This window comes from Cellulomonas triticagri (assembly GCF_003696205.1).
Taxonomy (GTDB): domain Bacteria; phylum Actinomycetota; class Actinomycetes; order Actinomycetales; family Cellulomonadaceae; genus Cellulomonas; species Cellulomonas triticagri.
On the sequence record NZ_RFFI01000056.1, the window covers coordinates 1 to 20,916 of the forward strand.

Consider the following 20,916-nt stretch of genomic DNA (forward strand, 5'->3'; position numbering starts at 1 on the left):
GGAAAGACAGCCCCTGACCGAACAACACCTCGATCTGCGCCCGCTCCTGCAGCGTCAACCTCGCACCAGCCATGCCACGCACCCTCTCGATGAGGACCACGTTGCAACAACCACCTGACGCCAAGGCCCCGGACCCAGCAGCTGCTGACCACTCGACGGGGACCTCCGCGGAGCGGGGTGGGGGGGAGCGCGGGTGCGCGGGGGTGGGTGGCGGTCGGGTGGTGGGTGGTCGGGGCGCGCGGGATGATGGACCTGGACCTGCGGGTGTGTCCGTTTGGGTGTTGGTTTCATGCCCGACTTGCTTTGGGTTGTTGCGTTTTGGCGCCCTGGTGCGGCATGCTGGGCCTCGCAGCAGCCGCCCAGCGCCGGGTCTCGTGACCCCCGCCCGGGCGGCGGACCGAGACCGACCGACGGAGCCCAGGTGTACGCAACGGAGCGCCAGCAGCAGATCCTCGCCGCCGCGCGGCGGGACGGCCGGGTCGACGTCGCGTCCCTGGCCAGCACGCTCGACGTCACGCCGGAGACGGTGCGTCGCGATCTCACCGTGCTCGAGCGGCACGGCCTGGTCCGCCGCGTGCACGGCGGCGCGATCCCCGTCGAGCAGCTCGGCTTCGAGCCCGGGCTCGCCCAGCGCGAGGGCCTGCTCTCCGGCGAGAAGGACCGCATCGCCAAGGCCGCCCTGGACGAGCTGCCCGAGGGCGGCGCGATCGTCCTCGACGCCGGGACCACCACCGTGCGCCTCGCGGAGCTGCTGCCGACGGACCGCGAGCTCACCGTCGTCACGCACGCGCTCCCCGTCGCGACCGTCCTCGCGACCCGCCCCGGCATCACGCTGCACCTGGTCGGCGGCACCGTCCGCGGCCGGACGCTCGCGGCGGTCGGCACCTGGGCGCTGCGCGAGCTCGCCGACATCCACGTGGACGTCGCGTTCCTCGGCACCAACGGCCTGAGCGTCGAGCACGGCCTGACCACCCCGGACCTCGCGGAGGCGGCGGTGAAGCGGGCGCTGGTCGCCGCCGCCCGCCGCACCGTGGTGCTCGCGGACCACACCAAGCTCGGCCGCGCCGACTTCGCGCACGTCGCGGCCCTGGAGGACGTGGACACGCTCGTCACCGACACCGGTGTCCAGCCCGAGCTCGCGGACGAGATCGAGGCTGCCGGGACCCGGGTGGTGCGCGCATGATCATCACGCTGACGCCCAACCCGAGCCTCGACCGGGCGCTGCACCTGGAGCGCCTGGAGCCCGGTGAGGTGAACCGCGCCACCGCGACGCACCTGCACCCGGGCGGCAAGGGCATCAACGTCTCGCGCGCCCTCGTCGCGCACGGCGTCGCCTCCCGCGCGGTGCTGCCCTCGGGCGGCGCCGACGGCGCGCAGATCGTCTCCCTGCTGGCCGCGCACGGCGTGGACTCCCGGCCGGTCCCCGTGTCCGGCGACACCCGGTCCAACATCACGCTGAGCGAGACCTCTGGCGCGACCACCAAGATCAACGCCCCCGGAGCGGTGCTGACCGGCGAGGAGCAGGCCGCCCTGCTCGCGGCCGTGGACACCGAGCTCCGGGCGGGCGCGACCGCCGTCGTCGCCGCCGGGAGCCTGCCCGCGGGCGTCGAGGACGCGTTCTTCACCCGGGTCGCCGACCTCGGCGCCGCGCACGGCGTGCCGGTGCTGCTCGACACCTCCGGCGCCCCGCTCGCCGCGGCGGTCGCCCACGGCGGCCTCGCCCTGGTGAAGCCCAACGACGAGGAGCTCGCCGAGCTCGTCGGCCACGCGCTGACCACCGTCGGCGACGTGCTGGACGCGGCCCACGAGGTCCGCGCGCAGGGCACCGACGCCGTGCTGGTCAGCCTCGGCGCGCACGGCGCGCTGCTGGTGACCGGTGCGGGCGCCTGGTGGGCCGGGGGCCCGTCGCTGGTGCCCGTGTCCACGGTCGGCGCGGGTGACTCGACCCTCGCCGGCTACCTCGCGGCGGACGGCGACCCCGCCGACCGCCTGCGCCGCGCCGTCGCGTGGGGCCGCGCCGCGGTCCTGCTGCCCGGCAGCGCCGCCCCCACCCCCGACGACGTCCGTCCCGACGAGGTCGCCGTCCTGGCCGACCCCGACCCCGCCCGATCCCTCGAGGAGCTCTGACATGAGCCTGCCGCTCACCTCCGCCGACCTGGTCGGCGTCGACCTGGTGGCCGCCGACCGCGACGACGCCACCGCCCAGCTGGTCGCGCTGCTCGCCGCCGCCGGCCGGGTCACCGACGCCGAGGGCTTCCTCGGCGACGTCCGCGCCCGCGAGGCGCAGATGCCCACCGGCATGCCCGGCGGCGTCGGCCTGCCGCACGCCCGCTCCGAGCACGTCACCGCGCCCAGCCTCGCCGTCGGCAAGCTGCGCGACGCCGTCGACTGGGGCGCCCCGGACGGCCCCGCGAACCTGGTGTTCCTCATCGCCGCCCCCGCGGGCGGGGACTCCGACCACCTGAAGATCCTGGCCGCGCTCGCGCGCCGCCTGGTCCACGAGTCGTTCCGGCAGTCGCTGCTGGACGCCCCCGACGCCGCCACCGTGGCGGAGATCGTCACCCGAGAGGTGGTCCCGTCGTGAAGTTCGTCGCCGTCACCTCCTGCCCCACGGGCATCGCCCACACCTACATGGCCGCGGAGGCCCTCGAGACCACCGGCAAGGCCGGGGGCCACGAGGTCGTCGTCGAGACCCAGGGCTCTGCGGGCTCCACGCCGCTCGACCCGGCGGTCATCGCCGCGGCCGACGGCGTCATCTTCGCCGCCGACCTCGAGGTCAAGGACCGCGAGCGGTTCGCGGGCAAGCCGTTCGTCGACGTCGGCGTGAAGAAGGCCGTGCACGACCCGAGCGGCGTGCTGGACCAGGCCGTCGCCGCCGTGGAGGCCGGGCCCGTCGCGGCCCCCGCCACCGCGGGCACCCCCGCCGCGTCCGGCGGTCCGCGCCCGGCCACCAAGGTCGACCCGAACGCCGGGGTCGGCACCCGGATCCGCCAGTGGCTGATGACCGGCGTGTCCTACATGATCCCGTTCGTCGCGGCGGGCGGCATCATGATCGCCCTCGGCTTCATGGTCGCCCAGGCGGCGTGGGGCGAGACCGGCGCGGTCGAGGTCACCCAGGTCCCGCTGCAGGAGCTCATCTCCGGGTTCAGCATCACCTCCGGCCAGGACTGGGCGGCGCTGCTGTTCCAGACCGGCAACGCGGCCTTCGCGTTCCTCGTCCCGGTGCTGTCCGGGTTCATCGCCTACGGCATCGCCGACCGGCCGGGCCTCGTGCCCGGGTTCGTCGGCGGCTCCGTGTCCGTGCTGGTCGGCGCGGGCTTCCTCGGCGGTCTGGTCACCGGCTTCGTCGCGGGCTTCCTGGCCCTGTGGATCAGCCGCTGGAAGGTCCCCAAGGGCGTGCGCGGCGTCATGCCGGTCGTGGTGATCCCGCTGCTGTCCTCGCTGATCACAGGGTTCCTCATGTTCGTCGTCATCGGCCAGCCGATCGCGAACCTCATGGAGGGCCTGACCTCCTGGCTGAACGGCCTGTCCGGCTCCAACCTCGTGCTCATGGGCGCGCTGCTCGGCGCGATGATGGGCTTCGACCTCGGCGGCCCGATCAACAAGGTCGCGTACACGTTCGCGGTCACCGGCCTGGCGACCGAGGGCCTGTCCGCGGGTGCGGTGCAGTACCAGATCATGGCGGCCGTGATGGCGGCGGGCATGGTCGCGCCGCTCGGCATGGCGCTGGCGACGTTCGTCCGCAAGCGCCTGTTCACGCACGCCGAGCAGGAGAACGGCAAGGCCGCGGTGCTGCTCGGCCTGTCGTTCATCTCCGAGGGCGCGATCCCGTTCGCAGCCGCCGACCCGTGGCGCGTCATCGTGTCGTCGCTGGTGGGCTCGAGCGTCACCGGTGCGCTCACCATGGCCGTCGGCTCCGACCTGCGCGCCCCGCACGGCGGCGTGTGGGTGCTGCCGCTGATCTCGAACCCGCTCGGGTTCCTGCTCGCGGTGGCCGTCGGCACGGTCGTCACGGCCGGGCTCGTCGTCCTGCTCAAGAGCCTCAAGCCCAGCCCGCTGGTCCAGGCGGAGCAGGCGGCCGACGCCGCGGCCGCGCCCGTCCCCGCCTGACCCCGAGGACCCGGGCCGCCCACCTACCCAGGGCGGCCCGGGTCCGACCTTCGACCTACCTGCACCCGACCCGACGGAGGGACGCTGCTGTGATGACCACCAGGACCGAGGACCACGCACCCACCGCCGGCACGGTGCTCACCGGGGCGGGCGTCGGTCGACGCGTCGCCGTCGGGCCGGTCGTGCAGGTGCGCCCCGCACCCGTCGTCCCGGGCGACGCCCCCGTCGTGCGCGACGGCAGGCCCGTCCCCGCCGACGAGGTCCCGGACGCGGTCACCGCCGCGTTCGCCGACGTCGCCGCCGCGCTGCGCGAGCAGGCCGGGCGCGCCACCGGCACCGTCGCCGAGGTGCTCGGCGCCACCGCGATGATGGCCGACGACCCGTCGCTGAAGGACAAGGTCCTCGCCGAGGTCCGCGAGGGCGAGCCCGCCGTCGCCGCGCTCGACGCCGCCGTCGCCACGTTCGCCGCGATGTTCGAGCAGGCCGGCGGCTACCTCGCGGAGCGTGTCACCGACCTGCGCAGCGTCCGCGACCGCGTCGTCGCGCGCCTCACCGGCACCCCCGCGCCCGGCGTCCCTGAGCTGCGCGAGCCGTCCGTCGTCGTCGCCCGCGACCTCGCGCCCGCCGACACCGCCGCGCTCGACCTGGAGCGCGTCCTCGCGCTCGTCACCGAGGAGGGCGGCCCCACCGGCCACACCGCGATCATCGCGGGCCAGAACGGCATCCCGTGCGTCGTGCGCACCACCGGCGCCACCGCGCTCGCCGAGGGCGTCGACGTCGCCGTGGACGCCGCGCACGGCACCGTCACCGTCGACCCCGCCGCCGACGTCCGCGAGGCCATGGCCGCGCGAGCCGCCGCGGAGGAAGCCCTGGAGTCCGACACCGCGCCCGGCGGCACCGCCGACGGCCACCGCGTGCAGCTGCTCGCCAACATCGGCACCGCCGAGGACGCCGAGCGGCTCGTGGACGCCCCCGTCGAGGGCGTCGGGCTGTTCCGCACCGAGGTGCTCTTCCTCGGCCGCCAGCACGCCCCCACCGTGGACGAGCAGACCACCGCGTACGCCCGCGTCCTGCGCGCCCTCGGCCCCGGCCGCAAGGTCGTCGTCCGCACCCTCGACGCGGGCGCCGACAAGCCGCTCGCGTTCGCGAACCTGCACCCCGAGGAGAACCCGGCGCTCGGCGTCCGCGGCTACCGACTCGTCCGGTCCGCCCCGCAGCTGCTCGCCGACCAGCTCACCGCCCTCGCCCGCGCGGGCGAGGAGACCGGCACCCAGCCGTGGGTGATGGCCCCGATGATCGCCACCCCCGCCGAGAGCCGCGCGTTCGCCGAGGCCGTCCGCGGCGCGGGCCTGCGCACCGCCGGGGTGATGGTCGAGGTGCCCGCCGCCGCCCTGCGCGCCGCCGCCGTGCTGGACGAGGTCGACTTCGTCTCGCTCGGCACCAACGACCTCGCCCAGTACACGATGGCCGCCGACCGGCTGCGTGGCGAGCTCGTCGACCTGCTCGACGCCTGGCAGCCCGCCGTCCTCGAGCTCGTCGCCGCCACCGCCCGCGGCGGGGCCGCGAAGGACAAGCCGGTCGGCGTCTGCGGGGAGTCCGCGTCCGACCCGCTGATGGCGCTCGTGCTCACCGGCCTCGGGGTCACCAGCCTGTCCATGTCGCCGTCCGCGCTGCCCGCCGTGCGGTTCGCGCTGCGGCGGCACACCCTGGACCAGTGCCGGGCCATGGCGGACGCGGCGCTCGCCGCCGCCGACCCCGCCGCCGGGCGGGCGGCCGTGGCGGACCTGCTGGACGCGGACGCCCGGGCGGCGCTGGGGGTCTGACCGGCGGGGCGCCCATCCGCGTAACCTGGCCGCATGGTGCCCGACCACGGCGTGCTGGACCCGGAGACCGACCCGCTCGCGACCCTCGTCCTGGAGCCTGACGACCTGCGCGACCTCGCCGCCCGGGTGGTGACCTCCCCGGGCGCGGGCACGCACACGCACCACGCCCCGTGGACGCGGGCCCCGCTGGCGACGCTCCCGCTGTCCACCCCGGAGGACGTGGCGACCGCCGCCCGCCGGGCCCGGGCGGCGCAGCGCCGCTGGGCCACGGTCCCCGCGCGCGAGCGCGCCCGCCTGCTGCTGCGGGTGCACGACCTGCTGCTGGCCCGGCAGAGCGACGTCATCGACCTGGTGCAGCTGGAGAACGGCAAGGCCCGCGCCGCGGCGTTCGAGGAGGTCGCGGACGTCGCGCTCGTGGCCCGGCACCTGGGGCTGCGCGCCCCGTCGTACCTGTCCGCCGAGCGGCGTCCGGGGTTCGTCCCGGTGCTGACGTCGGTGCGGGTGCGGCACGACCCGGTCGGCGTGGTGGGCGTCATCGCCCCGTGGAACTACCCGCTGAGCCTCACGCTCGGCGACGTCCTGACCGCGCTGGCGGCCGGAGACGCGGTGCTGCTGCGCCCCGACCCGCAGACCCCGCTGACGGCGCTGTGGGCGGTCGAGCTGCTGGAGGACGCCGGGATGCCGCGCGGTCTGGTGCAGGTGGTGCTGGGCGACGGCCCGTCCGTGGGCGGCGCGGTGGTGGACCAGGTGGACCACGTGCTGTTCACCGGGTCCACGGCGACGGGCCGGGTGGTCGCGGCGCGGGCGGGGGAGCGGCTGGTGCCGAGCGCCCTGGAGCTCGGCGGCAAGAACGCGATGTACGTCGCGGAGGACGTCGACGTGGAGGCCGCCGCCGAGGGCGCGGTGCGCGCGTGCTTCGGCGGGACCGGGCAGCTGTGCGTGTCGGTGGAGCGGCTGGTCGTGCACGAGGCTGTCGCGGACGCGTTCCTCGGCGCGTTCGTGCGGCGGACGCGGGCGCTGCGGATCGGGCTGGGGCTGGACTACCGGTCGGACGTCGGCTCGCTGACGTCGGCGGAGCAGCTCGCCCGGGTGGTGGAGCACGTCGAGGACGCCCAGTCCGGCGGCGCTCGGGTGCTCGCGGGCGGGACGCACCGCACCGACGTCGGGCCGTACGTGTACGAGCCGACGGTCCTGGAGGGCGTGGGGGAGCACGCGCGCGCGTTCCGGGAGGAGACGTTCGGTCCGGTGGTCGCGGTGTCCCGGGTCGCGTCGGACGACGAGGCCGTGGCGGTGATGGACGACTCCCCGTACGCGCTGAACGCGGCGGTGTGGACCCGCTCGACCCGGCGGGGCGCGGCGCTCGCGGCCCGGCTGCGCGCGGGCACGGTGAACGTGAACGACGGCTACCAGGCGGCGTGGGGCTCGGTCGCGGCACCGCAGGGCGGGCGCGGGGCCTCGGGCTGGGGGCACCGGCACGGCCGCGAGGGGCTGCTGTCCCTGACGGCGACCCGCACCGTCGCGGTGCAGCGCGGGGTGCACGGCGTGCGCGTCGCGGGGCGGACCGTCGTGCCGTCCCTCGGCCTGGGGCGCGTGCTCGGCGGGGACCCGGAGCGGTGGACGGCCCAGGTGACGGCGGTGCTGCGCGCCGCGCGTCGCGCCCGCCTGCGCTGAGGTCGCGTCAGGCGGAGGTGCAGGCGGTCGTCGACCCGGCGCTGCCGGTGGTGCGCCGGACGCCCCCGGCGGGCGTCGCGGGCGCGCCGCTGCCGCCGATGGGCAGCGGGGGCAGGGGGACGACGGGCAGCACGGGCAGGGCCCCGGCGGTGGTGCCGCGGACCGGGTCGCCTGCGGCGGGCACGTCGAACTGGACCTGGTCGCGGCCGAGCCGCTTCGCCCGGTAGAGCGCGACGTCCGCGCGCGCCGCGAGCGTGTGCCCGGCCTCGCCGGGGGCGGCCATCGCGCCGCCGAAGCTCATCGTGACCGAGAGCCCGGGCGACAGCTCGTGCCACGGGTACCCGGCGATGGTCGCGCGGATGCGCTCGCAGACGGCGGCGGCCTGCTCGCGCGCGGAGTCCAGCAGCACGAGCGTGAACTCCTCGCCGCCGACGCGCGCGGCGACGTCCCCGACCCGCACGGCGGCGGTCATGATCTGCCCGACCCGGCGCAGCACCTCGTCGCCCACGGGGTGGGAGTGGACGTCGTTGACGGACTTGAAGTGGTCGATGTCCGCGACGACGTACGCGAGGTCCTCCTCGCGCCCGAGGCGCGCGGCGAGGATCGCGTCGAGCCCGCGCCGGTTCAGCAGGCCGGTCAGCGGGTCGTGGGCGGCGTCGTGCTGCAGCGTCTCGTTGAGCGCGGCGAGCTCCGCGGCGCGCTTGCGGGCCTGGTCGCGGGCCTGCCGGACCCGCTCGACGTCCAGCTGCGCGTTGACGACGATGCCGCGCCGCTCAGCGGCCTGGTCGCGCTGCAGCATGATCGCCTCGTGGTACTGCCGGTGCGTGTCGAGCGCGGCCCGCAGGTCACCGGCGTCCTCGTGCACCAGGACGAGCTCGCGCAGCACGTCGGCGCGCTCCATGGGGCGCAGCGACTCCTCGGCGAGCAGCAGCCCGCTGGTGAGCGACGACACGGCCGCCGGGTGGTCGCCGAGCAGCCGGTGCAGCCGGCCCTGGGCGGCGTGGTACCGGATGGACAGGTAGCGCGCCTCCACGCGGGGCAGCGCGGCGGCCACGGCGGCCAGCGCCTCCACGGCGGCGGGCAGGTCCCCCCGGGCCATGTGGGCGCGCGCCAGCCGCACCTGCGCCTCGGCGGCCATCCGGGGGTTGCCGGTGTCGCCGCCGTCGGCGTCGGGCACGCCCCGGGCGGCCTCCAGGCCCTGCGCGGCGAGCGACGCGGCCCGGTCGGCGAGCGCGCGGGCCCGCACCGGGTCCGTGCCCGCCAGGGCCTCGCTCTCGTCGGTGTCGAGCTTCGCGAGGCCGGACAGGGTCGCGCACGTCCCGTCGGGGCGGTCCAGCAGCGGCCACAGCCGGGCGGCCTCGTCCAGCAGGTCCCGGGCCTTGTCCGGGAACCGGCCCATCGAGATGTACGTGTCCGCGAGGTTGTTCAGCGCGGCGGCCAGGCCCTCGGTGTCGCCGAGCTCGCGACGGATTCCCAGGGACCGGTCGAGGAACTCCAGCGCCGTCAGGTTGTCGCCGAACCCGTTGTAGACCGCCGCGAGGCCCTGCAGCAGCCGACCCTCCCAGGCGCGCAGCCCGCGGGTGGTGCTCAGCTCGAGGGCGCGCTCCATCGCCGCGAGAGCCTGGGGGTCGTCACCGAGGAGGTGGTGCGCCCAGCCCGCGTTGTACTCGAGCTCGATCTCGGGCTCGACCGCGTGCTCGGCGCGGGCCCGCACGAGCAGGGCGGGCACGGCCGCGATGCAGAGGGCGGGTGCGGCGTCGCACAGCCGGTCGATCCGGGCGAGCTCCGAGGGCCAGTCGGGGACCGGGTCCCCCTGTGCCGCTCGGGCAGTCGTCATGTCCGTCATCATCGGGCATCGGACGGCTCCGGTTGAGTGCCCCTGAGGGTGAATCCTGACGCGTCCGGGTGCCCACCGGACGGGGGAGCCCCGCACGGGCGAGGGCCCGCACCGAGCAGTCGGTGCGGGCCCTCGCGGTCGTGCGGGTGCGGCGGCAGGTCAGGCGATGGCCGCGACCGACTGCCGGGCGATCTCGAGCTCCTCGTTCGTCGGGATCACCAGCACGGTGACCTCGGCGCCGTCGGGGGAGATGACCTTCGGCTCCTTGATGCGGCCGGCGTTGCGCTCCGGGTCGACCTGGATGCCGAGGCGCTCCAGGCCCTTGAGGGCGTTGAGGCGCACGATGTCGTCGTTCTCGCCGATGCCGGCGGTGAACGTGATGACGTCGACGCGGCCGAGCTCGGCGTAGTACTTGCCGACGTAGCCCTTGATGCGGTGGTAGTAGACGTCGAGGGCGGTCTTGACCCGCTCGTCGCCCTTCTCCACGGCGTCGTGCACGTCGCGCATGTCGGTGTAGCCCGACAGGCCGAGCATGCCGGACTTGCGGTTCAGCAGCTCGTCGAGCTGGTCGATGGTGTAGCCGCCGACCCGCGCGAGGTGGAACAGCACGGCCGGGTCGATGTCGCCGGAGCGGGTGCCCATGACCAGGCCCTCCAGCGGGGTCAGGCCCATCGAGGTGTCGATGCACTCGCCGCCGCGCACGGCCGACGCCGACGCGCCGTTGCCGAGGTGCAGGACGATCGTGTTCAGGTCCTCCAGCGGACGGCCCAGGAACTCCGCGGTCGCCCGGGACACGAACAGGTGCGAGGTGCCGTGCGCGCCGTAGCGGCGGATCTTGTACTGCTTCGCGACCTCCTCGTCGATCGCGTACGTGTACGCGGCCGGCGGCATGGTGCGGTGGAACGCGGTGTCGAAGACGGCCACGTGCGGGATGTTCGGGAACGCGTGCTTCGCGGCCTTGATGCCCGCGACGTTCGCCGGGTTGTGCAGCGGGGCGAGCGGGGACAGCTCGTCGATCTGCGCGAGCACGGCGTCGTCGATGACGGCCGGGCCGTCGAAGACGTCGCCGCCCTGGACGACGCGGTGGCCGACCGCGGTCAGGTCCTCCTCGCGCAGCTGCGGGCCCTGCTGCTCGAACAGGTCGAGGACGAGGCGCATGCCGGTCTCGTGGTCGGGGACCGGCTGCTCGAGCACGGTGGCGCCGTTCGGGCCCTCGTGCTTGACCTTGCCGACCTCGAGGCCGATGCGCTCCACGATGCCCGAAGCGAGGGCGTCGCCGGAGGTGGCGTCGACCAGCTGGTACTTGATCGACGAGGAGCCGGAGTTGATGACGAGGACGTGGTTCACTTCGAGCCTTCCGAGGTCTGGGCCTGGGCCTGGATCGCCGTGATGGCGACCGTGTTGACGATGTCCTGCACCAGGGCGCCCCGGGACAGGTCGTTGACGGGCTTGCGCAGGCCCTGCAGCACGGGGCCGACCGCGACCGCGCCGGCGGACCGCTGCACGGCCTTGTAGGTGTTGTTGCCGGTGTTCAGGTCGGGGAACACGAAGACGGTGGCCCGGCCGGCGACCGCGGAGTCGGGCATCTTGGTCTGCGCGACCGAGGCGTCGACGGCGGCGTCGTACTGGATGGGGCCCTCGACGTCGAGGTCGGGGCGGCGCTCGCGGACCAGCTCGGTGGCGGCGCGGACCTTGTCCACGTCGGCGCCGGAGCCGGACGAGCCCGTGGAGTAGGACAGCATCGCGATGCGCGGCTCGATGCCGAACTGCGCGGCGGTCTCGGCGGACGAGATCGCGATGTCCGCGAGCTGCTCGGCGGTCGGGTCCGGGTTGACGGCGCAGTCGCCGTAGACCAGGACGCGGTCCTCGAGGCACATGAGGAACACCGACGAGACGACCGACGTGCCGGGCACGGTCTTGATGATCTCGAACGACGGCTTGATGGTGTGCGCGGTGGTGTGCGCGGCGCCGGAGACCATGCCGTCCGCGAGGCCGAGCTGCACCATCATCGTGCCGAAGTACGACACCGAGGAGACGATCTCGCGCGCCCGCTCGACGGTCATGCCCTTGTGCTTGCGAAGCTCGGTGTACTCGGCGGCGAACCGCTCCAGCAGCTCGCCGGACTTCGGGTCGATGACCTTCGCGGCCGCGAGGTCCAGGCCGAGCTCGGTGGCGCGGGTCCGGATGGACGCCTCGTCGCCGAGGATCGTCAGGTCCGCGACCTCGCGCTGCAGCAGGGTGGAGGCGGCGCGCAGGATGCGGTCGTCGCTGCCCTCGGGGAGCACGACGTGCTTGCGGTCGCCGCGCGCCCGGTCGAGCAGCTCGTACTCGAACATCAGCGGGGTGACGACCTCGGGGGAGGGCACCTCGAGGGCGGCCAGGGCCTCCTCGGCGTCCGTGTGCTTCTCGAACAGCGCGAGGGCGGTGTCGACCTTGCGCTGCGAGTCGGCGGACAGCCGGCCGCGGGTGCCCGCGGCGGCGCTCGCGGACCCGAAGGTGCCGAGGTCGGTGCGGATGATCGGCAGCCGGCTGTGCAGGCCGTCGACCAGGCGGGTCACCGTGGCCGGGGGCTCGAACCCGCCGTTGAGGATGATGCCGGACAGCGACGGGAAGCCGTCGGCGGTGTGCGCCATCAGCAGGCCGAGCAGGATGTCGGACCGGTCGCCGGGGACGATGACGACGACGCCGTCGGACAGCCGCTCCAGCAGGTGCTCGATCGACATGGCGCCGACCAGGACGTCGGTGGCCTCGCGGGACAGCAGCTCGGCGTCGCCGCCGACCAGGGTGCCGTCCACGGACTCCATGAGCTGCCGGACGGTGGGGGCGACGAGGAACGGCTCCTCGGGCAGCGCCCACGCGGTCGCGCGGGTGGACAGCTCGGCGCGCACGGCGTCGAGGTTGTCCGGGGCGCAGCGGTTCGCGACGATCGCGACGACCTGGGCGTGCCCGGCCTCGAGCTCGTTCGCGGCGACCTCGGCGACCTGGCGCACCTCCTCGGGCGTGCGGCCCTGGCCCTTGACGCACAGCAGGACGGGGGCGCCGAGGTTCGCGGCGATCCGGGCGTTGAAGCCCAGCTCGGCGGGACCGGCGATGTCGGTGTAGTCGGTGCCGACGATCACGACGACGTCGCACTGGCGGGCGACCGCGTGGTAACGGCTGACGATGGTGGCGAGGGCGGCCTCGGGGTCCGCGTGCACGGCCTCGTAGGTGGTGCCGATGCAGTCCGCGTAGGACAGGTCGACGCCGTCGTGGGCGAGCAGCAGCTCCAGCACGTAGTCGGGGGTCTCGGTGGACCGGGCGATGGGCCGGTAGACGCCGACCTTCTGCACGGTGCGGGTCAGCAGGTCGACCAGGCCGAGGGCCACGGTCGACTTGCCGGTGTCCCCCTCCGGGGACGTGACGTAGATGCTGCGGGCCACGGGTGAGGCTTCTTCCTCTTGGGGAGTCCGGGGGATCACCCCGGGATCAGGTGGTGGGATGAATTCTGCCGGACTGGACGCCCAGGTGCGAGGACCAGGCCGGTGACGGTGGCCACCCGAGCGGGCGGACTTCCGCCGCGGTGCGCCGTCCCGTGACCTAGGTCCCGGACGACCGACGGCCCGCACCGGTGCTGGTGCGGGCCGTCGGCCACGTGCTGCTACTCGTTGTCACCGCCGGTGGAGAGCGTGGCGGCGGACTGCTGCGGGCCACCCTCCTCGGTGCCGGTCTCGCCCGCGTCGGGCCACACCCAGTCGCGCACCTCGGGGAGGTCCTCGCCGTGCGCGCGGGTGTACTCGTGGGCGCGGAGCCGCGCGTCGACCATGCGCTGCCGCAGGCCCGCGTACTTCGAGCCCAGCGACGGCGTCTGGTCGATGACGTCGATGACCAGGTGGAACCGGTCCAGGTCGTTGAGCATGACCATGTCGAACGGCGTCGTGGTGGTGCCCTCCTCCTTGTACCCCCGCACGTGCAGGTTCTTGTGCCCCTTGCGGCGGTACGTCAGGCGGTGGATCAGCCACGGGTAGCCGTGGTACGCGAACACGATCGGCTTGTCGGTCGTGAACAGCGTGTTGAAGTCGCGGTCCGACAGGCCGTGCGGGTGCTCCCGCTCGTCCTGCAGCCGCATGAGGTCCACGACGTTGACGACGCGGACCTTGAGGTCGGGCAGCTCGCGGCGCAGGATGTCGGCCGCGGCCAGCACCTCCAGCGTCGGGACGTCGCCCGCGCAGCCGAGCACCACGTCCGGGTCCTCGCCCTCGACCTCGGTCCCCGCCCACTCCCAGATGCCGAGGCCGCGGGTGCAGTGCGCCACGGCCTCGTCCATCGTGAGGAAGTTCGGCGCGGGCTGCTTGCCGGACACCACGACGTTGACGTACTGCCGGCTGCGCAGGCAGTGGTCGTACGTCGACAGCAGGGTGTTCGCGTCCGGCGGCAGGTACACCCGGACGATCTCGGCCTTCTTGTTGACCACGTGGTCGATGAAGCCCGGGTCCTGGTGGCTGAACCCGTTGTGGTCCTGGCGCCACACGTGGCTCGACAGCAGGTAGTTCAGCGACGCGATCGGGCGGCGCCACGGGATGTGGTTCGTGACCTTCAGCCACTTCGCGTGCTGGTTGAACATCGAGTCGACGATGTGGATGAACGCCTCGTACGAGGTGATCAGGCCGTGGCGCCCGGTGAGCAGGTAGCCCTCCAGCCAGCCCTGGCACTGGTGCTCCGACAGCATCTCCACCACGCGACCCATCCGGGCGAGGTGGTCGTCGACGTCCGTGGGCAGGTACTCGGCGTTCCACACCTTGTCGGTGACGTCGAACACCGCCTGCAGCCGGTTGGACGCCGTCTCGTCCGGGCCGAAGATCCGGAAGTTGTCCGGGTTCCGGCGGATCACCTCGGTCAGGTACTGCCCGAGCACGCGGGTCGCCTCGGAGATCGAGCCGCCCGGCACCGGGACCTCGACCGCGAAGTCGCGGAAGTCCGGCAGCCGCAGGTCCTTGAGCAGCAGCCCGCCGTTGGCGTGCGGGTTGTCGCTCATCCGCAGCGTCCCGGGCGGCGTCAGCGCGGTGATGTCCGCGTGGATGGTGCCGTTCGCGTCGAACAGCTCCTCCGGGCGGTACGACTGCAGCCACCCCTCCAGCACCTGCAGGTGCTCGTCGGTGTCGCGGGCGCTGGCCAGCGGCACCTGGTGCGAGCGCCACGACGCCTCGACCTGCTTGCCGTCGATCACCGGCGGGCACGTCCAGCCCTTCGGCGTCTTGAAGATGATCATCGGCCAGGAGGGGCGGGTCTCGTCGCCCGCAGCCGCGCGCGCCTTGATGTCCGCGATCTCGTCCATGACCTCGTCGAGCAGCGCCGCGAACCGGGCGTGCACCGCTGCGTGGTCCTCGCCGTCGAACCCGCCGACGAACAGGTGCGGGTTGTGCCCGTACCCGCGCATGAGGTCGAGCAGCTCGTCCTCCGGGATGCGCGCCAGCACCGTCGGGTTGGCGATCTTGTACCCGTTGAGGTGCAGGATCGGCAGCACGACGCCGTCGCTCTTCGGGTCGATGAACTTGTTCGAGTGCCAGGACGTCGCCAGCGGGCCGGTCTCGGCCTCGCCGTCGCCGACGACCGCCGCGACCAGCAGGTCCGGGTTGTCGAACGCCGCGCCGTACGCGTGCGACAGCGCGTAGCCGAGCTCGCCGCCCTCGTGGATCGAGCCCGGCGTCTCCGGGGCCACGTGGCTCGGGATGCCGCCCGGGAACGAGAACTGCCGGAACAGCCGGCGCACGCCCTCGGCGTCCGGGGTGATGTCCGAGTAGACCTCGGAGTACGTCCCGTCCAGGTACGCGGACGCGACGAGGCCCGGACCGCCGTGGCCCGGGCCGGTGAGGTAGATCGTGGACTGCTCGCGCTCGGCGATCACGCGGTTCAGGTGCGCGTACAGGAAGTTCAGGCCCGGGGTGGTGCCCCAGTGGCCGAGCAGCCGCGGCTTCACGTGGTCCCGGGTCAGCGGCTCCCGCAGCAGCGGGTTGTCCAGCAGGTAGATCTGGCCGACCGACAGGTAGTTGGCGGTGCGCCACCACGCGTCGATGCGGCGGAGCGTCTCGTCCGAGACCGGAGTCCCGGGACCGGTCCGCCACGTCGTGAGCGGTGCGGTCGTCGTCGTCATGCTCTCTCCCCGTTTCGCAGAACCACGGACCTGCCGTGGGCCCGGTCGAGCACCCCCGCCGGGCAACCTCAGCCTTGCGGCGTCTCGCGCCGCGAGCCGGGACGTCCGACCTAGCCGGCGGGTGATCGTCGCCACCCGGCGGCACGACCCGGACCGGCCGTCCCGTGGCCGCGAGCAGCAGCCTCGTCCATACAACCCCATCGGCTCCCGGGCGGCGAGCCCCCGGTCGCCCGGGTCCGTTCCCAGGTCGGGCGGGTACCGTGCGGGGGTGCCCGGGACACCGCCCGACGCGGCCGACGCGTCCACCGACCCCGGTACCGCCGTGCCCGCGACCGACCCCGCGACCGACCTCGCGCCCGGTCCCGTCGTGACGCTCGGCCAGGTCGCCCGCACCCCGCGGATGATCGCGCTGCTCGTGCTGTTCCTGCTCGTCGCGGGCGTGTGCGCCCGGCTCGGGGCGTGGCAGCTGGAGCGCGCCGAGGTCCGCGGCGCCCGCGCCCAGGCCGAGCGCACCGCCGAGATCGAGGCGCAGGCCCCCGTGCCGCTCGAGGACGTCCTCGCCCCGCAGACCTCCTTCGACGGCGGCCTGGTGGGTCGCCGCGTCGAGGTCACCGGCACCTACCAGGCCGACGGCCAGCTGCTGGTCACCGAGCGTGCGCACGACGGCGTCACCGGCTCGCTCGTGCTCACCCCGCTTCGGGTCACCTCCGACGACCCCGACGCCGACGGCGCCGTGCTCCCGGTCGTGCGCGGCTGGGTCCCCGGCGACGACCCGACCGACCCGCTGCTCGACGTCCCGACCGGCGAGGTCGTGGTCACCGGGTACCTGCAGGGCTCCGAGGACTCCGGCGCAGCGCCCGACGCCGTGCCCGCCGGTACCACCGACTCGATCTCCTCCGCCGAGCTGCTCGGCGTCTGGGGCGGCCCCATCTGGACCGGGTACGCGGTGCTCACCACCTCCGACCCCGCGCAGGCGTCCGCGATCGAGCTGCTCGCCCCGCCGACCCGCTCCGGCACCGGGCTGAACATCCAGAACCTCGGGTACGCCGCGCAGTGGTTCGTGTTCGGCGGGTTCGCGGTGTTCCTGTGGGTCCGGCTGCTGCGCGACGAGCAGGAGCGCGCCACGGAGGACGCCGCCTACGCGACGGGCGTGCAGGGCGCTCCGGACCCCGCCTGAGGGCGCGGCCCCGCCTGAGGGTGCGGCCCCGCCTGAGGGTGCGGCCCCGCCTGAGGGCGCGGCGCGGCGGCCGCGCTGCCGGATGAGCAGGAAACCGCTCACATGAGCGAGATACCGCTCATGGACGTCACTCCCGCTGCCAGGACCGCCACAGCGACGCGTACTCGCCGTCCGCCGCCACCAGGTCGTCGTGCGGACCGATCTCGCTGATCCGCCCCGCGTCCACGACGGCGACCCGGTCGGCGTCGTGCGCCGTGTGCAGCCGGTGCGCGATGGCGACGACCGTGCGGCCCTGCAGCACGGCGGACAGGGAGCGCTCGAGGTGCCGGGCGGCCCGGGGGTCGAGCAGCGAGGTCGCCTCGTCCAGGACGAGCGTGTGCGGGTCGAGCAGCACGAGGCGCGCGAGCGCGACCTGCTGCGCCTGCGCGGGGGTCAGGGGCGTGCCGCCGGAGCCGACCTCGGTGGCCAGGCCGTGCGGCAGGGCCGCGACCCAGTCCCACGCGTCGACGGCCCGCAGGGCGCGCTCCAGGGCGGCGTCGTCGGCGTCGGGGTCGGCGAGCCGCAGGTTGTCGGCGAGCGGCCCGACGAAGACGTGGTGCTCCTGCGTGACGAGCGCGACGTGACCCCGCAGGTCGTCCAGCGGCAGGTCGACGAGCGGGACGTCGCCGACGGTGACCGAGCCGCCCGTGGGCGGGTGGATGCCGGCGAGCATCCGGCCGAGGGTGGACTTGCCCGCGCCCGACGGCCCGACGACCGCCAGCCGCTCGCCGGGGCGCAGCGCGAGGTCGACGCCGTGCAGCACGTCGTGCCCCGGCCGGTAGGCGTACCGGACGGCGTCCGCGCGGACGTCGGTGTCGTCGGCGCCCGGCCGGGCGTCGCCCTCGGTGCGGTCGGCGTGGACGTCGGCGACACCGAGGATGCGGGCCAGCGAGGTCGCGCCGACCTGGATCTCGTCCAGCCAGAAGATCAGCTCGCCGATGGGCTGGATGATCTGCGAGGCGTAGAGCGCGATGGTGGTGACGGCGCCGACCGTGGCGTCACCGGTCGACACGAGGTACGCACCCCAGGCGAGCACGGCGACGAGCGGCAGGATGAACGAGGTGTCGACGCCCGGGAACAGCACGGACCGCAGGCCGAGGGTGCGCCGCTCGGCGGCGAACGCCTCGCGCAGGTCCGCGTCGACGCGGGCCCGGCGGCGGGCGCCGAGGCCGAGGGCGTCGACGGTGCGGGCGCCCTCGACGGACTCGGTGATGGTGCCGTTCAGCGTCGCGTACGCGGCGGACTCGCGCAGGTAGGCGGGCGCCGCGCGGCGCAGGTACCAGCGGGTGACGGGCAGCAGCAGGGGCAGCCCGGCGAGCAGGCCGATCGCGACGAGCGGGCTGGTGAGCACCGCGGCGACCAGGGTCAGGCTGATCGTCGCGGTGGTGACGAGGATCCGCGGCACGCCGAACCGGACGGTGTACTGCACGCGGTCGACGTCGGTCGTGGTGCGCGCGACGAGGTCGCCGGTGCCGGCGCGCTCGACGGTGGACAGCGGGAGCCGCGTGACCCGGCCGACGAACTCCTCGCGCAGGTCGGCGAAGACGGTCTCGCCGAGCACCATCGCCGCGCGCTGCGCGTACCGGATGAGGACGGTCTGGGCGAGGACGGCGACGACGAGCACGGCGACCGTCCGGTCGACCGCGGACGTGGTGGTGCCGTGCACGGCGCCGTCCACCAGACGGCCGAGCAGCCACGGCCCGGCGAGCCCGGCGGTCGCGGCGAGCACGTGCAGCGCGACGACGCCCGCGAGGCCGCGGCGGTGCCGCCGCAGCAGGGCGGCGGTGTGCCGGCGCAGGGCGGGTCCGTCAGCGACGGGCAGCTTCACGGGTCACCTCCTCGGTGCGGGACACCACGGCGCGGTACGCGCGGCCGGTGTCGTCGTCGGCGGTGACGAGGTCGCGGTGCCGCCCGGTGGCGATCACGCGCCCGTCCTGGACCAGCGCGACCTCGTCGACGGCGTCGAGCACCAGCGGGCTGGCGGTGACGACGACCGTGGTCGCGCCGCGGCGGGCGTCGGTGAGGGTCCGGGCGATGCGGGCCTCGGTGTGGGCGTCGACGGCGCTGGTCGGCTCGATCAGCACCAGCACCTCGGCGCCGGTGAGCAGCGCGCGGGCGAGCGCGACCCGCTGCCGCTGCCCGCCGGACAGCGAGCGGCCCTTCTCCTCGACCTCGCCGTCCAGGCCACCCGGCACGGAGTCGAGGACGTCGGCGGCGTCCGCGACGGCCATCGCGGCGTGCAGCGCGTCCCGGTCGGCGCCCCCGCGCACGTCGAGCTCGTCGGCGAGCGGGCCCGTGAACAGGTGCGGCGTGGACTCGGCGACGACGACGCGGCCGCGGACCTCGGTCAGGGCCAGCTCGTGCAGCATCGCCCGGCCCCACCGCACGGCCGACAGCGGCTCGTCGGCGGGGGCGTCCCCGGCGGCGTCGGGCAGCACGGGCGCGCCCAGCCGGCCGAGGCGCAGCGCGATCCGGGCCGACTCGTCCGGGTCGGCGCCCACGACGGCCGTGGTCCGCCCGGGGGTCACGACGAGGCCGGACGCCAGGTCCTCCAGCGGCTCCCCGGGCGCGGGCGGCTCGGCGGGCGACGCGGGGTCGTCGGAGCCGGCCTCCGGGACCGACAGCACGGTGATGATCTTGCGCGCGCCGACCACGGCCCGGGTGATGACGCGGATCGCCTCGCTCGCGGTCCACAGCGGCTGGGTGAGGAACGCCGCGAAGCCGTAGAACGCGACGAGCTGGCCCGGGCTGATCGCGCCGTCCAGGGCGAGCCGCGCCCCGGACCACACGACGACCGCGAGGAACAGGCCGGGCAGCAGGGTCTGCAGCGCGTCCAGCAGCGACTGGGTCTGCGCGACGTGCACGCCCGCGCCGCGCACCCGCTGGGACTGCGCGCGGTACCGGTCGGCGAAGACGTCCTCGCCGCCGATGCCACGCAGGATGCGCAGCCCGGAGACGGTGTCGGCGCCGAGCGTCGTGAGCCGACCGGTGGCCTCGCGCTGGGCGGCCTGGCGGCGCTGCAGCGGCCGGACGAGCAGCGACAGCACGCCGACGACGACGGGCAGGCCGAGCAGGACCAGCAGGCCGAGCGGCACGGAGGTGGACAGCAGGAGGGCGCCGAGCACGAGGTACGCGGCGATGCCGCCGACCAGGCGGGGGATGATCGCGTAGACCTCGCCCATGCGCAGCGCGTCGGACGCGACGGTCGCGACGACCTCGCCGGTGGGCAGCGCGCGGGTGATCCGGTCGCCGGTCCGCGTGACGTGGTGCCCGATCTGCTGGGACGTGGTGAGGGCGGCGCGCAGCCAGTTCTCGACGTCGAGCCGGTGGCCCCACACGTTCGCCCCGACCTGGACGAGGCCCAGCCCGGCGAGCCCCGCGAGGCCGGTCCACAGGGTCCGGCCGAGCCCGTCGGCGAGCCCGCCGTCGACGATGCGCCCGAGCTGCCACGGCACCAGGGCGGCGGCGACGGTGCCGACGACGCAGACGAGCGTCGCGCCGAGCAGCACGCCGACCTGCCGGCGTCCCTGCCAGAGCAGGAGGCGGGCGGGGCCGGTCAGCGGCGGGCGCCCGGGATCGGGCAGCGGGAGCGGTCGCACGGGCGACCACGCTACGGGCCGGTGCCGACACCCGTCGACGCCATTGCGGCCCTCGTCGCCGGGGCTCCCGGGGTGCGCGAGAATCGGGGGAGCACCCCGCACCCGCTGAGAGGACCCGCCGCGATGACCGAGCCCACCGCGCAGCCCACCCCCGCACCCGCCGCCGCGCCCGCCCGCCGGGTCCCGGAGTCGGCCCGGGGGCGGCTCGCCCGCTACCGCGTGGCGGCGTTCGTGACCGGCACGATGCTGCTGGTGCTGTGCCTGGAGATGGTGCTCAAGTACGTGTTCCACGCGGGCGGTGTCGACGCGTCGGGGTCGCCGGAGCCGGTGCTGGGGACGTGGATCGCGATCGTGCACGGCTGGATCTACGTCGTGTACCTCGCGACCGTGGTGCAGCTGTGGTCGGCGATGCGCTGGTCGCTGGGCCGGCTGGTGACGCTGGCGCTCGCGGGCGTCGTCCCGGTGATGTCGTTCGTGCTGGAGCGCAAGGTGCACCGCGAGGCGCTGGCCCGGATCGACGCCGCGGCCTGAGG

At 74.9% G+C, this 20,916-nt stretch carries 14 protein-coding genes; 8 read left to right on the forward strand and 6 right to left on the reverse strand.

Features of this window, described 5'->3' with window-relative positions; translation table 11 throughout:
- The first annotated feature begins 421 nt into the window (after positions 1–421).
- The 6 genes from EBM89_RS11170 (at position 422) to EBM89_RS11195 (ending at position 7,604) form a co-directional block, all read left to right on the forward strand.
- Positions 422–1,183: a DeoR/GlpR family DNA-binding transcription regulator gene (locus EBM89_RS11170; RefSeq protein ID WP_122149507.1), complete on the forward strand. Its 762-nt coding sequence runs from the start codon at positions 422–424 to the stop codon at positions 1,181–1,183.
- On the forward strand, positions 1,180–2,127 hold the full coding sequence (gene pfkB, locus EBM89_RS11175; protein WP_122149508.1) for a 1-phosphofructokinase: 948 nt from the start codon (positions 1,180–1,182) through the stop codon (positions 2,125–2,127). Before EBM89_RS11170 ends, pfkB begins: the two co-directional genes overlap by 4 nt.
- Before the next feature lies 1 nt (position 2,128).
- Entirely contained in the window at positions 2,129–2,584 is a 456-nt protein-coding gene (locus tag EBM89_RS11180) for a PTS sugar transporter subunit IIA (RefSeq protein WP_122149509.1), read from the forward strand.
- Positions 2,581–4,110, forward strand: coding sequence for a PTS fructose transporter subunit IIC (locus EBM89_RS11185; RefSeq protein ID WP_122149510.1), 1,530 nt, complete (start codon positions 2,581–2,583; stop codon positions 4,108–4,110). Before EBM89_RS11180 ends, EBM89_RS11185 begins: the two co-directional genes overlap by 4 nt.
- Before the next feature lie 92 nt (positions 4,111–4,202).
- The gene (ptsP, locus tag EBM89_RS11190) at positions 4,203–5,933 is read left to right on the forward strand and encodes a phosphoenolpyruvate--protein phosphotransferase (RefSeq protein WP_122149526.1); all 1,731 of its coding nucleotides are present in this window, start codon (positions 4,203–4,205) and stop codon (positions 5,931–5,933) included.
- A gap of 33 nt (positions 5,934–5,966) precedes the next feature.
- Positions 5,967–7,604, forward strand: a complete 1,638-nt coding sequence (locus tag EBM89_RS11195; RefSeq protein WP_122149511.1) for a succinic semialdehyde dehydrogenase — start codon at positions 5,967–5,969, stop codon at positions 7,602–7,604.
- A 7-nt stretch (positions 7,605–7,611) separates the two neighbouring features.
- Here the strand turns inward: EBM89_RS11195 and EBM89_RS11200 are convergent, their stop codons facing one another.
- The 4 genes from EBM89_RS11200 to EBM89_RS11215 form a co-directional block, all read right to left on the reverse strand.
- Positions 7,612–9,441, reverse strand: a complete 1,830-nt coding sequence (locus tag EBM89_RS11200) for a tetratricopeptide repeat-containing diguanylate cyclase (protein ID WP_158609646.1) — start codon at positions 9,439–9,441, stop codon at positions 7,612–7,614.
- Between the two features lie 159 nt (positions 9,442–9,600).
- A complete protein-coding gene (locus tag EBM89_RS11205) occupies positions 9,601–10,788 on the reverse strand; it encodes an acetate/propionate family kinase (RefSeq protein ID WP_122149513.1) in 1,188 nt (395 codons plus the stop codon).
- The gene (gene pta / locus EBM89_RS11210) at positions 10,785–12,860 is read right to left on the reverse strand and encodes a phosphate acetyltransferase (RefSeq protein WP_122149514.1); all 2,076 of its coding nucleotides are present in this window, start codon (positions 12,858–12,860) and stop codon (positions 10,785–10,787) included. Before pta ends, EBM89_RS11205 begins: the two co-directional genes overlap by 4 nt.
- A gap of 218 nt (positions 12,861–13,078) precedes the next feature.
- Entirely contained in the window at positions 13,079–15,568 is a 2,490-nt protein-coding gene (locus EBM89_RS11215) for a phosphoketolase family protein (protein ID WP_122149515.1), read from the reverse strand.
- Positions 15,569–15,836: 268 nt separating this feature from the next.
- Here EBM89_RS11215 and EBM89_RS11220 point away from each other — a divergent pair, with 268 nt between their 5' ends.
- Positions 15,837–16,745 (forward strand): SURF1 family protein, encoded by a 909-nt coding sequence (locus EBM89_RS11220; RefSeq protein ID WP_233571683.1) that lies wholly within the window; start codon positions 15,837–15,839, stop codon positions 16,743–16,745.
- Between the two features lie 127 nt (positions 16,746–16,872).
- On the opposite strand, the gene EBM89_RS11225 is transcribed toward EBM89_RS11220, so the two are convergent.
- Together EBM89_RS11225 and EBM89_RS11230 are read right to left on the reverse strand one after the other, a co-directional pair.
- A complete protein-coding gene (locus tag EBM89_RS11225; RefSeq protein WP_122149517.1) occupies positions 16,873–18,612 on the reverse strand; it encodes an ABC transporter ATP-binding protein in 1,740 nt (579 codons plus the stop codon).
- Positions 18,593–20,383: an ABC transporter transmembrane domain-containing protein gene (locus EBM89_RS11230; RefSeq protein WP_122149518.1), complete on the reverse strand. Its 1,791-nt coding sequence runs from the start codon at positions 20,381–20,383 to the stop codon at positions 18,593–18,595. The genes EBM89_RS11225 and EBM89_RS11230 overlap by 20 nt, the downstream gene beginning before the upstream one ends.
- Positions 20,384–20,506: 123 nt before the next feature.
- Here EBM89_RS11230 and EBM89_RS11235 point away from each other — a divergent pair, with 123 nt between their 5' ends.
- Positions 20,507–20,914 carry a DUF3817 domain-containing protein gene (locus EBM89_RS11235; RefSeq protein ID WP_122149519.1) on the forward strand — a complete coding sequence of 136 codons (408 nt, stop codon included), beginning with the start codon at positions 20,507–20,509 and terminating at the stop codon, positions 20,912–20,914.
- Positions 20,915–20,916: the final 2 nt, after the last annotated feature.

Coding starts and splice junctions, on each gene's coding strand:
- EBM89_RS11215 (WP_122149515.1), bottom strand. CDS start 15,568: ATGACGACGACGACCGCACCGCTCACGACGTGGCGGACCGGTCCCGGG.
- EBM89_RS11235 (WP_122149519.1), top strand. CDS start 20,507: ATGACCGAGCCCACCGCGCAGCCCACCCCCGCACCCGCCGCCGCGCCC.
- EBM89_RS11200 (WP_158609646.1), bottom strand. CDS start 9,441: ATGACGACTGCCCGAGCGGCACAGGGGGACCCGGTCCCCGACTGGCCC.
- ptsP (WP_122149526.1), top strand. CDS start 4,203: ATGACCACCAGGACCGAGGACCACGCACCCACCGCCGGCACGGTGCTC.
- EBM89_RS11195 (WP_122149511.1), top strand. CDS start 5,967: ATGGTGCCCGACCACGGCGTGCTGGACCCGGAGACCGACCCGCTCGCG.
- EBM89_RS11180 (WP_122149509.1), top strand. CDS start 2,129: ATGAGCCTGCCGCTCACCTCCGCCGACCTGGTCGGCGTCGACCTGGTG.
- pfkB (WP_122149508.1), top strand. CDS start 1,180: ATGATCATCACGCTGACGCCCAACCCGAGCCTCGACCGGGCGCTGCAC.